Raw genomic sequence first — 16,015 nt, 5'->3', positions numbered from 1 at the left:
TTAATTAATTAAAATGCCAACTGGTATTGCAGACGGTAAGTGTTGTCTATATCATCTGATCGGCTGGCTGAATTTGGCAGTTCATTGTCCTGACGGATCCAGTTAAACTGCAGCTTATTATCGTGAGTTCCGTTAATAAACCAGTTGACTCCTAAAGCGACCTCTCTTACAGCGTCTTCATCTCTTTCATCATCAAAGTCAACGAGTGAATACCGGCCTGCTACCTCAAGTTTTTTTGGCAGAATGAAATATCCTCCCTGTACAAAGAAACCTCTGTCAATGATGACACCGGAACCAACAGAATCAATATTGTTTGCGCGGATATCATCAAACCTTCGCCAGTATGCTTCTGCGTTAGTTGAAAAACCCTTATACTTAAGACCGTACTCGGCTACTACGCTGGTCTTGTTAACCTCTTTAAGTGTAATACCGGTACCAACAGGGGGGTCAAGATCAATGGTAGTGCTGCTAAATCTTTCTCTATCCGCAGCTCCGTCGTATGCCATGGCAGCGGATACGTGGGCAATTGGTTTCTTTGAAAAATTGATATCGCTCTCAACCTCTCCTATACCCTTACCATACGCACCGAACGGGTTCCAGGAGACCCTTGCTATATAAAGCATTTCGTTGTTGTCATTCGATCTCTGGTTCCTGGCGTTACCGTTAAATGCACCTGTATAATACTCAAACTTTTTATTAAACAGTTTGCCGTGCAGCATTACACCGATCTGCCGGTCCATAGTAAACTCATCCTGTGAGCTGGCACGGTCTATCATCTGCTGGTTCTGAGAGGATACCACACGCTGTCTGTTCCATGGTACCTTCCATTGACCAAACTGGACAGAAAATGCCGGATTTTTGTTCCAAGATGCATAGAAGTCATACAGTTCTATGGCCCTGCTGCCGTCAACAGTGCCTGTAGATGATAGAGCAAGTTCTATCTTATATTTGAAGTGTTTGTATGCCTTGCCGGAAAATTTTACTCGCGATCGGCGTATCCTGAATGAACTGTCATCCTGTTGTTCGTCTGTGTCGTGCATATTATCACGGTCCTCATAGCTATACCTAAACTGGATCCTTCCGTTTATCTTCATGGAGAATCTCTTGTCCTTTGTCTCAAAGAAAAACCCTTTCTTATAGCCTAACTTGGGTCTCTTAATAATTTCAGCCCACATACCCTTGCCCTCTCCTTTTTGGAGATATTCGTCAACCTTCTTGCCAATTACTTCATCATCTATGGGCGTTACATACGATTTTGAGATATCTTCCTGTATCTCTATTTTGTCCTTCAGATTCTCAATCATTCCCTGCTGTTTACGCATCATCTCTTCCATTTTTTTTAATTGCCATTTCAAATCATTACTTTCCTGAGCCGTTACATCCTTAACTGGTTCAAGAAAAAAAGTTAGGGTCAAAAGTGCAATTATCATCCAACATATTGTTGAAAGCTTCATCATATCTATCTTCTCCTTTTTTCTGTTCTTTACTGCCAGTTGACTGGACAGTCTCTATACTTACTAAAAAGTACTTACTACTTTTTCGGTTGTCCGATTGGTAAAGGTATATAAAATGATAAGACATTACCTCCTCTCTTTATTAATTGAATTAGTATTTACAGGATATCAGTATCTATTTAAACGTGCCTGTTTTGGCTTCTGATAATTAAATCTTAATTTCTCCGTTTTATCAATTTGTACAACTCTGCCATCCTGTACTGTTATTTGAATGTAACCGTATTTAGTATCCTTTAACAAATCCGCCAATATCGGGATGGTTCGTTGTACACTTTCCTCAAAAGAAATTTTTTTAATATTTCTGGTATATTCCATTGACATCCTCAATTTTCTCAGTATTCAATACGGTAAGTCTTTTTAATTGGATTTGATAATACTTCTGCACTGTTAACTGAGTATAAAGAAAGTGTTAATTTTTTGTTAATTTAAAAAAAATTTATTAAATGATTGATCAGAATAGTTTTATATACATAGTTAAGATGTATTCTTCTTTTTTTATTGTATTAAACATTAATTGTTGATTATTTGGAAATATTGGAAATTATTGATAGCTGAGAATAAACCAGTTTCTCCGCCTGAATGACAAGTTGGGCTGGCCAAACAGGCTTTTTGCAAATTCCCCTTTGGGAAAGTTGAAGCGGTGAACACAAAAGGAGATGGCATATTCAACAATACTGTAGGTATGGGCGAATATATGCTTAGGGCTGGTGGTCGTGAACAGGAGTAAATAGTAGTTATGATAGCCTTATTTTGATGTGAAAATTATTGCCAACTGGTGTTTCAGATCGGGTTGTACCGTAATAATACAGATGTGAACATTTGAGGATGAGCGGCGCTTTTATTTCTTTGCATGGCTTGCTTTTGGTTAAAGTAAAACAGCAAATAAAATTGCTCAAAATTTATGTTACACATGATCGTCCTCTCTTTCGAGAGAATTCCAGTATTGGATTTCTCTCGAAAGAGAGGAATAATTAATTTTTTCTTCATATAACAGTCCCGTCAGGAATAACTGCTCCTTTTTCCACTACAACTATTCCATCCTTGATCAAATAACCATCTCCTTCCCTATAGTCTGATTTCTCCTGATTGATAATTTTTACATTATTGCCTATATAAGCATTCTTATCTATGATTGCTCGTTCAATTACACAGTTGTTTCCAATACCAAGTTTTATCTGCCCCTCTTTCCCTGTTTCTCTCGTTTCGTAATAATCAGCTCCCATAATAATTGAGTCTGTGATGGAGGTATTCCTGTTAATTATACTTCGCACACCAATTACGGATCGGTTGATAGAGACTTTGTGAACATTGCACCCGTCAGAAATGAGTGAATCTCGAATGTCACATTGTTCTAAGCGGGTAGGGGGTAAGAACAGCGGTTGCGCATAAATAGGATGTTCTGTGTCGTAGAATGAGATCTGTGGAGAAGGAGAAGTCAGCTTAATATTGGCTTCATAAAATGCCCGTATCGTACCAATATCTTCCCAATAAGCATTATGAAAGAAACCGGTCAGCTTTTTCTTTCCGAGAAGGCTTGGGATAATATGTTTTCCGAAATCAGCTTCATCAGTGCTTTCCATAAGCTCGCAGAGATAATCTTTAGAAAACAGGTAGATCCCCATATTTGCCAGGACATAATCCTTGTCAGGGCTTAGCCCTTCAGATTGTTTAACTGATGAAGGAATATAATATGATTTAATAAGTGAAGTGTCTTTTGGCTTTTCTGTAAATGCCGTGATATCTCCTTTATCATCTACCATGGCAAGTCCAAACTCAGATGCTTTTGCCTTGTCCACGACGGTCAGTGCAATTGTTACGTCCGCACTGCTCTCTTTATGCTTTGAGATAATCTGATTATAGTCCATTTTGTACAATTGGTCGCCTGAAAGGATCATGCAGTATCTTACATTCATGTCAGCCGAAATATGTTTAATGTTTTTTCTTATAGCGTCTGCAGTTCCCTGTAACCACTCCTTACTTTCCATACTCTGCTCAGCAGCAAGGATACGAATATATCCATGCGAGAAATGGTCGAATTTGTAGGTTTCGTAAACACTCCTGTTAAGAGACTCTGAATTGAATTGAGTAATGACAAAGATCTTTTTTATTCCGGAATTAATACAATTGCTCACCGGTATGTCGACAAGCCGATATTTTCCGGCAAGTGGGACTGCCGGCTTTGACCTCTCTTTTGTTAAAGGGAAAAGGCGAGTCCCTTTTCCTCCACCCAGAATTATACCAGCTACATGGTTCATGTTCGGATTGTTCATGGCATTGCTCCTTTCACGCCAACCTTGTCATATGAGAGCCTGATTTTTTTAAATTTCTCCCGGACAAAAGGTGTCGAGGACTTTCCTCAGAAAAAAACACTGAAGATTTCCATTATTGTATAAAGAAATGTAAAATTATAAAGCCTTTTTGATTCAGTACAGGGAAAACAACTTGATATTATCCGGCCATTGTCTTAATATCGATTATGTTTATTAAAAGGTGGCAATTATAAAGTTTGGCGGTATGCCTCTTTTTTTTTGGACAAAAAGCACCGAGGACTTTTCACGAGGGATCTGGAATTGGAGTCCTCCCTGTCCGAGCGGTTTGGTCTGGCGGGTCGAAATAGAGGTCAGTTAATGTTTATGTAACACATGATGATTACTATAGAAAGGGTATTAACAGTGAAAATTTCTGTAAATATAATTAGTTGTTTAGATTCACGTAGGATCAACTGTTTTTTGATGATGGTTCTGGTAACATTGTTTACTTTACCGGTATTTGCTCAGGAGGAATTGTGGGAGGAATTGAATGATAAGGCTGCTAAGCTTTTACAGGAGAGAAGATACGCGGATGCAATAAAGGTGGGTGAAGAAGCAATTAAGGTTGCGGAAGATATATTTACTCCAGACCATCCCTGTATTGCTATTTCCAAGAATTTACTTGGAACACTTTATTGGACCTATAGCAGGTTTTCAGAAGCGGAACCTCTCTTCAGACAGGCACTTGATATTTATGTAAAAGGTCTTGGTCCTGATCATCCCAAAGTTGCCACAGTCTTGCAGAATTTAGCAGATATGTATCTGGCTCAGGATAGATATGGTGAAGCAGAGCCTCTTTACAAGGATGCTCTTAATATATATGAGAACGCTTTTGGACTTGACCATCCCAGTGTTGTGGCTGCGTTGAACAGTCTGGGAGGGCTTTTCCAGGATCAGGGGAAATACGCAGATGCGTTACCGGTTTTCGAACGTGCATTGAGTATCGAAGAAGAGACACTTGGCCCGGATCATCCTGATATCGCCACGTCACTGAACAATCTGGCTACACTTAATTACTATCTGGGAATTAATGATATGGCTGAGTCTCTTTATATACGGGCACTGGAGATATATGAAAAAACGTATGGTAAAGGCCATCCATTTGTCGCAACCGTGCTGGTGAACATGGTAGAGTTTTATGAGAAGATTGGAAAGGCAGACGAAGCAGAACTATTCGCGGAAAGAGTGAAGCAGATTCAGTCACAGTACGAGTGATGGTAAGGGGGATAAAAATAGTTTAAGCTGTTCAAACGGTTTAAACCGTTTGAACAGCTTCTATTTCCTGATTTTAGACACTTCAAGATTGCTTACTGAGTTATCCATCCTTCTTGAGTTGATTGGCAACTGATGTAATGAGAACATGTTGAGCTTCGACGAGTTTTTTATATTTGGATTCAATTCTTTGCATATTCTTTGACCGTATTGCGTCAAGTAGATCACCTTCAATTTCGGCAACTTCAATTCTTTTATAATAATCCATAGTTTCTTTCAAATGAGCCAGAACAATTTTTCCGGTCAGAACCGGATGGTTATTGGTGACATTTGCATCCTCAAAAATCGTTCCATGTTCAAGTTCTACTTCCAGGCCTTGTCGGAAAGTTGCAAGTGAGATGTCCATGTTTGTTGTATTTACCAGTTTCAAGATTATTGACGTCTCTTCATCGGAGACGACGGGATCTTTTATTAAAGACCAATCTCTCAATCCAAGTTTATCGCATACTCTCTTAACTTCATCTTTTGTTACATATTCGGTCAAAGGCATTGTTCACTCCTTTTCTTAACAATCATTCCTTTTTGATATACTTTATCGATTTTAATATAATGTTTTTGATAAAGCAAGTAGAAATTCATACCTAATAGGTGAGTATTTGTCATGAACTCCGAAGGAAGGAAACAGGCGTTAATGGCTCTTCTTTATTTATGCTTTTTATGGCAATCGCTTCTGATTTGTGCAAGAGATTCAATTGCTGAAATCATTGCTTTCGAGTCAGAGGATTTATATGCTTCATAGAAATAAGAAGCCTGTTTTAGAAATGTTTCGTAAAATTCCTCTCCTTTGTCAGGATAACTACACATTTTTTTTGAATCCTGATAAAATCGTTCTACCATATCTAACTCCGGGAGAGTTTGCTCTTGTATACAACTCTTCTTGATGGCTTTAAAATCAAGTGACATACGTTTCTTCAAATCTTTGTAGCCTTCAACGCCAGATTCTGTTGATGATGTAGATTCGCCATTGTTATCCGCTTTCCTCGCATCTTCCTCTATTGATGATAAGGAGTTTATTATTTTAAATTTTAGTTTAGACGAGAATGTGTCGCCTTTGGCTTTCAGGCTGATCTTTACCTCTGTATTATCTGCAATTGAGAACTTGTCTCTGCCTATAGCAACGACACCACTCTCCAGTTCGTTTGCAAGTGTTCTCAGCTTCGTTGCTGTCTCTTTGGCTGAAAGACAAAACTCTTGTTTTTGTTTATTTGAGTCTGACATCATTACCTCCATTTCATCGAATATTTATCAAAAGCTACGCTGATGAAGTTGTTCAAATAAGATTCCACAGTATATTACATTATATAAATGAAGAGAATAGGGGGATAACAGTTTATCACATATGGTAGGGGAGTGCAAGGAGCACATTGGGTGATTCCTCAAAAGCAACATAAGATAGAGCCTGCTAAATTGTATTATTTACTGAGTAGAAACATAATTATCAATGTATAGTAAATTAATTTTAAATACATTTCAGTCCAGAATAAAAAAATAATTTGATAAAAAGTTTCCAATGTTTTAATCTAGAGCGCAGCAGTCGTGGTAAGAAAATTTTGATGAATTAAAATATGGGAGATACTAACTATAAATTTGTTATCAATAAGCAATGCTTATGAGAAATATATTTAAGGGAGATATGTTGAATGAAGAAAATTAATAATGGATATTTGGCTATGATTTTTACATTTTTTCTGACAACAGGGATTTTAGCCTTTGGGTGGAACTCTAAAGAGGCTTTTTGCGGAGGTATTGAATCTCTTCATACAGATAGATCTACACCAAGTCAGGGCTTGATGCGCATAATCAACTCTCATACATCTAAAATGCTGGATGCTATAATGATTGGTGATTTTAAGGAGGTTATCAAGGAGTCAAAAGAAATTATCAATGCCAGTGAAGTGGTCATGCGTATGTTTTTTCCTGAAGAAGGAAAGGCTGGAGAGTGGTTTCAGAAAGCGGGAAATGATCCTGATGATCCAAAAGCTGTTCAAGCTATGAAGGATGACTTTGAGAAATATCTTAATCTGGTCACTGATGCTGCCAAAAAAGTCGCTGAAACATCCAGGAGAAAAAATATAGTAGAAACCTATAACAGTTTTGACTCCATGTTGAGAAAAGCGTGCTTTAAGTGTCACCAAACATCACGTCTGGAATGGCCTGGATGGATGAAGAAGGACGATGCAAAATAATTCAGGATAAAGTGAGTATAGGAGAGGGAGGTGCTCTTTAACCGTTATCAGAATACAATACAATTAGTCTGGACGTGATGAACTATTGAAACTACTTTTTCTTAAGTAGCCTAGATCAACTTCCTTCAATAATTCTATCATGAATCTTTTGGACTTTACGGGCATTATGACCCTCAATTTTTTTAATAGTATGGATCTGCTCTGGAGACGCCTCATAAATGTGCTTGTCAATATACCAGTTCACACTTTCTGTATATGGTGGTGTGGTGAGTGAACCTTTGTAGAAATAAAGCCCTTCTTCGGATTTGTTTTTTCTGGCAACCATTAAAAGATCACTTAATCTTACACGGCCTGACTGGATATTCTGGATTGAGTGTGTTTCTTCCGGAATGAATTCACGAAAGTCACTGATAAACTTATTCTCTTCTCCCATCTTAAAGAGAATACTTGCCACCAGATATTCGATCCTGCCATTTTCCTTATCTTCAGCAGCATTTACAATATGCATCTCCATTGGATATGTCATACCGTCCAACTGATGCTCTGATGGGGTATGAAAATGCATCTGCTTGAATTGGAATGTTTTACCGTGAGCCGAGATAGTACTACCCTCAGCAAAATGGAGCTGTATTGTGTGGCCCAGGTTTGCAACGGCATTTACTTCGTCCTTGTATCTGACGGTAATAGTACGGCTATCTACCTGCTCAACCGATTTAGTAAGAATATTAATAGGCGACTGGATCAAACCGTGTTCAAGGCCCGGCAAAGCAAACCCCTGTTTGTTTTTTTTGAAACATCAAAGAATTGTGCCTCTAACTCTTCAGCTTGTCTATTATCCTGTAGAATCTTACTGATGTTAATACTATTGCTTGAATTACAGGCGGCTGACAGGAGAATTGCCAGTAAGATTACAATGATTATCTGTTTCATTATCGCAAATATTTTCAAAAAAAAATAATGTCGTCCGGCCGTCGGGAAGGAATGATGAAAACAGCATATGTATGTAACAGACATAACCGGGTATTAATGTTAGGATTGGTTATTAGCAATATTAATGCCGAATATTTATCAGGCAAGCATAATGATCTTGTGCTATATAACCAGTTTTATAGTAACATCTTGTAAATATACAAAAAACAAATTTAAAACATTACATTTTACTATGGCTTAATTATTGCGAAAATATTACGAAAGACAAGGGTGTGTTAAGCGAAAAATAATCAATGTGATGTGGGTAAGCACCCAGTTAATCACGTCTAGCGAGTTGCTCCAGTTCCTTGGAATCGACATTCCAAGGCAGTAAATCATTTACTGGTTTTCGATCTCGTAAATACATTGGCATCTCTTCGAAAACCTTTCGAAGATACCAGTAAGGCTCTAATCCATTAGCCCTTGCAGTTTCAACCAGCGAATACCAAGTTGCAGTTGCCCTTGCACCGGCCTCGCTTTGTGCAAACAACCACACCTTTCTACCCGTCGCAATAGGCCGGATATGACGTTCCGCATTGTTGTTGTCCAGTTGCAGGCGTCCGTCTTCCACGAAAACTGTTAGTTTTGACCATTGGTTGTTAATGTAGGTAAATGCATTCGACAGCAAACCTCCATAGCTAAACGCCTGCACCTGATTTCTATTAATCCAGGAACGGATCTTATCCAAGCAAGACTTAACTACCTCTTGTCTATATCTCTTTCGTTGATCCGGTGGTTTCTCTTTTTCTTGATTGTCAAGGTAGTAGAGTTCTCTGATCAACTCCATGCCTTGCCGGGCAATATTGGCAGCGCCTGGCGAACTGGCTTTTCTTGCAACATCAAACTTACGACGAACATGTGCCCAGCATCCCAACTGGATAACATTAGGACGCGAGGCTGATGCCCCATAACCAGCGTAACCATCGGTTTGCAAAAAACCACTGAACCCTTCCAACAGTTTGCTGGCTACAGCTCCTGCACGGCTGGGACTGTAGTGCATAAGTACAATCGGGGTATCGTTACCGCCAGTAACACGACACCAGATATAGGACTTCTGTTTAGCAGTTCGTCCTTCTTCGCTCAGAACCTGAAGGGTGGTTTCATCAATGTGAAGATAGTCATGTCCATCAAGCGCATTTTCCATGGTAGCTACCAGAGGAGAAATAATTTGCTCTGCACCTTTGATCATCCAGTCTGCCAATGTGGTACTGGTGAACGGTACGCCAAAACGTTTTCCAGCAATAGAAGCTATACGGTTTAGCGGAAGACCATCAGCAAATTTGCTCGAACCAACCCAGGCAAGAACACCTGGTGATGCTTGGGTTCGAGGCAAAGGAGCCGGTGGACTTTGTTGTGCAGTTATTGGCGGTTGCTTGCACTTGGAGTTAGAGCAACTGTACTTGAACTTAATGTTCTCTATTACTTGAAACCTGGCGGGAATCACGTCGTACTGAAATGAAACCTCTTCTCCTATTCGATTCAGGCAAGAACCACAGGAACACTGTTTCTCTTCTTCCAGCAGATCATGCTCCACGCGAACACGCGGAAGATGCTGGGGAGGGACACGTCGACCACCAGTCTTTCTGGTGTGCTCAGGTACCTTAGTTTCGGTTGCAGGTTCAACCTCACAAGCAGCATCCTCGTTACCGAACAGCAATTGCTGGCGCTTATCAAAACGCTCAGACTTTGAACTGAAACGATGATAAAGGAGGTAGTTGATCTTTTCTTCGAGTAGCATGATCTGGTGGTCTCTAGATTCGAGTTTACAACGCAACTCATCGTTCTGCGCAAGCACATTTTCAATACTAAAATCTGTTATTTCAACCACCGCTTCCATGACCTAAATCATACCATATTTCCTATTCATTCGATAGCTTATACTGCAATTATTACTGGTTTTTTTACCAAACTTTAAAGGGTGTTAACTTGGTGCTTACTGATGTGGTGTTGGTACTTGTTAAATCGATGCTGATATCACACGAACTATTGAGTTAGAAGAGGATCTCTGTCTTCTGAAAGAGATTGTGTATATTTATTTCAGTAGTGTTTTCAGAAAATCTATAACCAGATCAGATTTAATAGGAATCGTGATGGATATAAACGAGATTAATAAGCCGCAGTTGTGTGTTTGTGATTTACAACTACGGCTTAAAAGCGAATGACATGGCTATAAATTTACGATTTGATTAACACGTAATCTCCGCTTTAACTTTTTCGGCTGCTTCTGTTCCATGTTCTGAGGCAGCTTCAGCGGCATCCTTAACTTCTGAAATTGTTTCAGTAACTACAGGCTCTGCTTCAGAGTCTGTTTCAGCTTTCAACTCTTCTACTTTCTCAGTAATCACTGTTTTTATATCTGTAGTAGCCTCAGCAGTTTCAGGAACTGTTGAAGCCGCTTTCTTTTTTGCTCCAACTTTTACGGCACATTCAGATTTTAATGCATTTATCATCTTATCCCTTCTCGCTATACTCGCAGCGTCATCTGCTGCCAATGCAGGGGGAATTGCAGTTCCCATAATAGCAATTGCAAGTACAACCAATACAAAAGATATCTTTTTTACAACCATGGCTACTTCTCCTTCTTTTCTACGAGTACAGATTGTGCGGATAAATGTTTATCATCCGTGTCAGTAAAATAAATAAATTACCAGATATGTTAAAGTAGTAAATATATATTAAAAAACTTAACGGAATTGTGTATCTTTAGCCTATATCTTGTCAAATATTTTTATCTGTTATTTCTTAGAACTATCTTTTTTGTGGTGGATACCGAAGAGGTGTTTTATAGTTTCTACATATTGAAACCCACCTCCGTTTTTTGCCTTTTCTTTTCCTACCTTGGCAGGTTTGTGGAGGATTTTATTAAGCGTCCGCTGCATTGAATAGACGATGTGTTCCCACTCTTCGTGTGCAATATCTCCAAGTTTTGGGCGCAGTCTTTCAAGTTCCTGTTCACCAATATCATGAAAGTGATTTCTTAACTGAGAAATAGCAGGACCGATCTTCAGTTCTTCTGTCCATGCCATGTATTGAGATACTTCCTTATCAATAATGACCTGGCACTTGCCGAGTTCATTTTCCCTTTCGTCTATATTACTGCTCACTACTGTCTGCAGGTCGTCAATATTATAGAGATAGACATTGTCGATATTTGCTATTTCCGGGTTTATGTCTCTGGGTACGGCAATATCTACAAGTAACATGGGGTTTCCCCTGCGAACCTTTATAGCATGTCTTACATGCTCTGTTTTGACCACATAGTGAGGGGCAGAAGTAGAACTGATGATTATGTCTGCTTCTGGGAGATAATCTTCAAGCTTTTCATAATTGATGGCTTTCCCATCATACTCTTCTGCAAGTGACATAGCCTTGTCGAAGCTTCTATTCGCGACGATTGTAGACTTTGCACCGCAATCCACTAAATGTTTTAAAACAAGTTCGCACATTTCTCCTGCGCCGATAATAAAAATCGTCTTTTCAGAGAAATCTTTGAAGATTTTGATGGCAAGGTCAACAGCTACTGTGCTAACGGAAACTTTTCCACGGCCGATATTGGTTTTTGTATGCACCTCCTTGGCAACGTTCAGGGAACGTTGAAAGAGTTGGTTTAAAATACTTCCAGTCGTTTCCGCAGCTGTTGCAGTCATATACGCTTCTTTTACCTGGGAAAGGATCTGCGTCTCACCTCTTACCAGGGAGTCAAGGCTGGAAGAGACAAAGAACAAGTGCCTGACAGCGTTTATGCCCTGGTAGTGATACATATGATCAGCAAATTTTTCCTTTGGCAAATTATGAAAGGCGGAAAGAAAATCCAGCAGCGTATCTTTGTCCATGCTGTTATCAGGTGATGTCGCGTAAATCTCAACACGATTACATGTCGATAGAATAACAGTCTCTGAAGACGGAAAAGACTGTGCAAATGAAGAGAGCGCGATTGGAACAGAGGAAGGGCTGAATGCAAGCTTCTCCCTGATTTCCACTGGTGCGGAGTCATGATTTAGACCAAGTGTATGTAAATTCATAATAATATATATTAATTCTTATTTTAGGAACCACTGATTACACAGATACCATTCTATGGTTTCTATCTTTCATTTAATAATCATGGATGTTATTAGTTTTTAGATTAAACTTTTACCATTCAGGTTTCTTCCGGTATTATTATCTCCTGCTCAAGCGTAGCTGAGTTTTTTTCATACCCATGTTTATGCCCCATTAAAAATGGGCCGATAAAGGTAAGTATTACAATAACAAAACCGGCTATGGTAACCACCGCTACCCTTGTACCATGAAAAGAAGCCCCGAGCCTTAAGTGTAATATTGCGGCATAAATAAGCCACGTCAAAGATCCCAATAATACTTTTGGGTCCAGATACCATTGTAGTCCCAGTATATTGGTTGTTTTGGCCCATACGGTTCCTGAAACCAGGCCAATCGTCAATAATGGAAAACCCATCGTGATAGTTTTCCACATTAACGTGTCCAGGGTCTCAAGAGAGGGTAAACTCTCAAAAAGAGGGCCAAATGATTTTTTCTTCAATTGTCTTTCCATCGTCAGGTACATTATGCTGAATATGAAAGAGACAGTAAATGAGGCATAGCCCAGGAATATTGGTATTATGTGGGCAAACAGCCAGAATGTTTTCAAGTCAGCCGTCAGGGCCAGATCGTTATTAACCAGCGTGATTGCAGCAATTGAAAACCCTGTAACGACCGGCATAACAAATGGCATCAGAGATTGCAACCTGTATAAAAACTTGAGTATCACAGAGAGTAATACAATCAGGGACAGATAGAATGTGGATGACTCAAAAAGGGTCGATATCGGCAGTGTACCGGATTGTGAACTTATAATAATCAAAAATGCACAGTGGATTGATAAACCTGAAAGGAGAAAGTAATCGGCCAGCTTTTTACTGAATCTGTTCGAATTAAATATAGATCCTACTTCCCAGATTGAATCCAGAAGATAGAGGACAATTGCTGCTATAAAAATGTATTGTATCGGACTAAGCATGCTTACTCTTACTAAAAAAAATTAATTATCAAATAAAAAAGCCTGAATTGAAAGATTTCTAACAACAGCTACCGTCTTTTCCTATAAGCTTTACTTGACACTTCCTGCCCGTACTGTTCGGTCAGGCGGGCAGGTACTTATAACTTGGTAGCAGTTTTGCCACGCCATTATGTCTATGTCTGGTATATAGTTATATAAATCATTCGAGCTTGTGTAAATTATAGGAAATATTTGATTTTATACAAATTAAGTAATTAATCAAATAAAAAAATGTGTTCTGTTAAGCCAATCGTTATTACAAAATATTTATTAATGTATTTATAAAAAAACAGGATTTTTCTATTTCGCTAAAAACAAGACATTATAAATTGGCTTGACAACATGTTTTTACCCCTTGATTTAAATATGTTTGTGTGTTTTTTGGAAAGCTAAATGGATGATCTTCCATTTTATATATAATTGGCAGATATGTATAAATAATTAAACAATAGTACAGAAAAAACTTAATGGTTACAATACGTTGTTTATTGTTTTGTAATACTATGGAGGGTGTTTTTTATTGGTATATTTCCACACGAGTAAAGATAATCCAGCAAAGATAAACAGTGATGCTGCGTTGCTGAATGGTCCCATCCATTGATGGCCAAGCTCAAGAGAGGTGATAAATGTTCCGCTGTATGACGCCGCCAGCGCCAGCCCAACTCCTATAAGCGCGCTTCCGGCAATCAATCCTGAACTGAATAAGATCCCGCTTTCACATCTTTTCTTCAACTGGTTTTCTTCTTTTGTTTTTTCTGTGAAAAATCTCAGTAGTCCTCCTGCCATTATGGGTGTAGTAAGGTATAACGGTAGATATACACCTACCGCAAATGGAAGAGATCTGATACCGACAAGTTCTATAAGTGCCGCAAGGAATATTCCGATAATGACAAATCTCCAGGGAAGTTCACCTGTTATTACGCCCTTTACTACCAGCGACATTAACGTTGCCTGAGGTGCAGGCAATTCCTCAGAACCAATTCCCACTCCTTTGTGGAGTCTTAAAATTACCCAACCGACAAAGACAGCAGATGTCAGTACACCGATAAACTCACCTAACTGCTGTTTCCAGGGTGTTGCCCCTACCAGAAAACCGGTCTTCAGGTCTTGTGACGTGTCTCCTGCAATCGCGATCGAGATGCAGACAACAGCACCAACACTCAGCGCTATTACCATATGCGCCTCTGAGGTCCATCCCATGAGGGAGAATATCAGGCTTGTTAACAGGAGCGTAGTAATCGTCATACCGGAAACCGGATTTGAGGAAGATCCGATGAGACCGACAATCCTCGAAGATACGGTAACAAAGAAAAAGGAAAAGATGACCATAAGAACTGAAACCAGGAGATTAGGTACAGTTCCTATTTCTGTTGCCGTCCAGAAAGAGAGTACCAGCCAGAGGCATATTCCTAATATGGCAGAGCCGCCAATAACAACCGCCATGGGAAGATCTCTGTCGGTTCTCTCCTCTTTGTCTCTGCTTTTATTTGATACCTTGCTTAAGCCGGTTTTGAATGTGTCCAGTATGGTTGGTATTGCTCTGAATAATGTTATCAGTCCACCGAAAGCTACTGCTCCTGCACCTATATATCTGATATAATAGTGCCATATCTCTTCAATACTCATCTGAGAAATCAAGACTTTGGCTGGATATATCGGTTCGGTAGTGTTCTCGCCAACTGCCATAATTAAAGGTATTATTACCAGCCATGCAACAACTCCACCACTTAACATAATTGCTGAAATCCTGGGCCCGATAATGTATCCAACTCCGAGTAGGGCGGGTGTGGTTTCTCCAATTATCTTACCACCTTTGTAGAAGGGGATGTTCCATGAGGGCCTGAAATGCCAGAGTTTGAGACCATTCATCAGAAATTCATAAAAACTTCCTATACCCAATCCCATGAAAACGGTCTTCGCATCTCCTCCCCCTTTATCACCTGCAACCAGTACTTCTGCACAGGCGGTACCCTCAGGGTAAGGCAGAAGTCCATGCTGTCGGGATATGAGAAGGCTGCGTAAGGGAATCATAAACAATACACCCAATAATCCGCCTAGAAGAGAGAAGACAAATATTTTAGTCAGTTCAGGTTTCATTCCCCAGATGATGAGTGCTGGAAAGGTGAAGATAACTCCGGCTGCCAGAGATTCACCTGCTGACCCTACTGTCTGGACCATGTTATTTTCAAGAATGCTCCCTTTGCCAATAATGCGGAATATGGCAACTGCCATAACAGCAACCGGTATAGAGGCACTTACGGTTAAACCTACCTTAAGTCCTATCTTTTCTGCTGCAACCGGGGTTAGAGGCACTTACGGTTAAACCTACCTTAAGTCCTATATATGCGTTAGCAGCGGCAAAGATAATACCCAGGACCATTCCCGTAACTATTGCTTTTAGGGTAAATTCCGGTAGAAATTCACGTTTTCCAATATATGGTTTATAGTGATCACCCGGTATTTCCTGATATGCGTCTGAAGATAGTTTGTGTGTTTCTTTATCCATTTTTTTTAATAAATTCAGCCATAAAAACACTAAGGTACCAATATAGGATAAGGGACATAATAAAGCATTTATTTGCTTTTATTACAACGTTCTCTTTAATATCTTTCTGTTTTTCTTTGTGTTTTTGTGTCTTATATGGCAACTTTTCCCCTGTTTTTTTAAATCCCTTGAATCTTAAGCCTGACTTGATATAATTGCACAAA

At 39.4% G+C, this 16,015-nt stretch carries 15 protein-coding genes; 2 read left to right on the top strand and 13 right to left on the bottom strand.

Going from position 1 to position 16,015, the window contains the following annotated elements; translation table 11 throughout:
• Positions 1–8: 8 nt before the first annotated feature.
• The 3 genes from SCALIN_RS04755 to SCALIN_RS04740 form a co-directional block, all read right to left on the bottom strand.
• On the bottom strand, positions 9–1,457 hold the full coding sequence (locus SCALIN_RS04755) for an OprO/OprP family phosphate-selective porin (RefSeq protein WP_096893142.1): 1,449 nt from the start codon (positions 1,455–1,457) through the stop codon (positions 9–11).
• A gap of 165 nt (positions 1,458–1,622) precedes the next feature.
• Entirely contained in the window at positions 1,623–1,829 is a 207-nt protein-coding gene (locus SCALIN_RS04750) for a YezD family protein (protein ID WP_133111670.1), read from the bottom strand.
• A 668-nt stretch (positions 1,830–2,497) separates the two neighbouring features.
• Complete coding sequence (locus SCALIN_RS04740; protein ID WP_230406556.1) at positions 2,498–3,784, bottom strand: glucose-1-phosphate adenylyltransferase; 1,287 nt, start codon at positions 3,782–3,784, stop codon at positions 2,498–2,500.
• Positions 3,785–4,186: 402 nt separating this feature from the next.
• Here SCALIN_RS04740 and SCALIN_RS04735 point away from each other — a divergent pair, with 402 nt between their 5' ends.
• Positions 4,187–5,038, top strand: a complete 852-nt coding sequence (locus SCALIN_RS04735) for a tetratricopeptide repeat protein (protein WP_162532146.1) — start codon at positions 4,187–4,189, stop codon at positions 5,036–5,038.
• Positions 5,039–5,138: 100 nt separating this feature from the next.
• Here SCALIN_RS04735 and SCALIN_RS04730 read toward each other — a convergent pair whose 3' ends face one another.
• The gene (locus tag SCALIN_RS04730) at positions 5,139–5,585 is read right to left on the bottom strand and encodes a DUF5661 family protein (protein ID WP_096893135.1); all 447 of its coding nucleotides are present in this window, start codon (positions 5,583–5,585) and stop codon (positions 5,139–5,141) included.
• A 152-nt stretch (positions 5,586–5,737) separates the two neighbouring features.
• A complete protein-coding gene (locus SCALIN_RS04725; RefSeq protein WP_162532145.1) occupies positions 5,738–6,316 on the bottom strand; it encodes a GAK system XXXCH domain-containing protein in 579 nt (192 codons plus the stop codon).
• Between the two features lie 419 nt (positions 6,317–6,735).
• Between SCALIN_RS04725 and SCALIN_RS04720 the strand changes: the two genes are divergently transcribed.
• Positions 6,736–7,281: a cytochrome c gene (locus SCALIN_RS04720; RefSeq protein WP_096893132.1), complete on the top strand. Its 546-nt coding sequence runs from the start codon at positions 6,736–6,738 to the stop codon at positions 7,279–7,281.
• Positions 7,282–7,396: 115 nt separating this feature from the next.
• Here the strand turns inward: SCALIN_RS04720 and SCALIN_RS04715 are convergent, their stop codons facing one another.
• The 8 genes from SCALIN_RS04715 to SCALIN_RS22575 form a co-directional block, all read right to left on the bottom strand.
• Positions 7,397–8,047 carry a carbonic anhydrase family protein gene (locus SCALIN_RS04715; RefSeq protein ID WP_096893130.1) on the bottom strand — a complete coding sequence of 217 codons (651 nt, stop codon included), beginning with the start codon at positions 8,045–8,047 and terminating at the stop codon, positions 7,397–7,399.
• Complete coding sequence (locus SCALIN_RS04710; protein WP_096893129.1) at positions 8,023–8,211, bottom strand: hypothetical protein; 189 nt, start codon at positions 8,209–8,211, stop codon at positions 8,023–8,025. Before SCALIN_RS04710 ends, SCALIN_RS04715 begins: the two co-directional genes overlap by 25 nt.
• A 316-nt stretch (positions 8,212–8,527) precedes the next feature.
• Positions 8,528–10,087: an IS66 family transposase gene (gene tnpC / locus SCALIN_RS04705; protein ID WP_096893127.1), complete on the bottom strand. Its 1,560-nt coding sequence runs from the start codon at positions 10,085–10,087 to the stop codon at positions 8,528–8,530.
• Positions 10,088–10,436: 349 nt separating this feature from the next.
• Entirely contained in the window at positions 10,437–10,817 is a 381-nt protein-coding gene (locus SCALIN_RS04700) for a hypothetical protein (RefSeq protein WP_096893124.1), read from the bottom strand.
• A 168-nt stretch (positions 10,818–10,985) separates the two neighbouring features.
• A complete protein-coding gene (gene hemA / locus SCALIN_RS04695) occupies positions 10,986–12,272 on the bottom strand; it encodes a glutamyl-tRNA reductase (RefSeq protein WP_096893122.1) in 1,287 nt (428 codons plus the stop codon).
• Between the two features lie 119 nt (positions 12,273–12,391).
• The gene (locus SCALIN_RS04690) at positions 12,392–13,267 is read right to left on the bottom strand and encodes a cytochrome C assembly family protein (protein ID WP_096893121.1); all 876 of its coding nucleotides are present in this window, start codon (positions 13,265–13,267) and stop codon (positions 12,392–12,394) included.
• Positions 13,268–13,807: 540 nt separating this feature from the next.
• Positions 13,808–15,619 (bottom strand): OPT family oligopeptide transporter, encoded by a 1,812-nt coding sequence (locus SCALIN_RS04685; RefSeq protein WP_203415352.1) that lies wholly within the window; start codon positions 15,617–15,619, stop codon positions 13,808–13,810.
• On the bottom strand, positions 15,579–15,812 hold the full coding sequence (locus tag SCALIN_RS22575; RefSeq protein ID WP_203415351.1) for an OPT/YSL family transporter: 234 nt from the start codon (positions 15,810–15,812) through the stop codon (positions 15,579–15,581). The genes SCALIN_RS04685 and SCALIN_RS22575 overlap by 41 nt, the downstream gene beginning before the upstream one ends.
• Positions 15,813–16,015 lie beyond the last annotated feature (203 nt).

Origin of the sequence: Candidatus Scalindua japonica (assembly GCF_002443295.1) — a bacterium.
GTDB lineage: Bacteria > Planctomycetota > Brocadiia > Brocadiales > Scalinduaceae > Scalindua > Scalindua japonica.
This window is presented reverse-complemented; position numbering and strand designations above follow the sequence as displayed.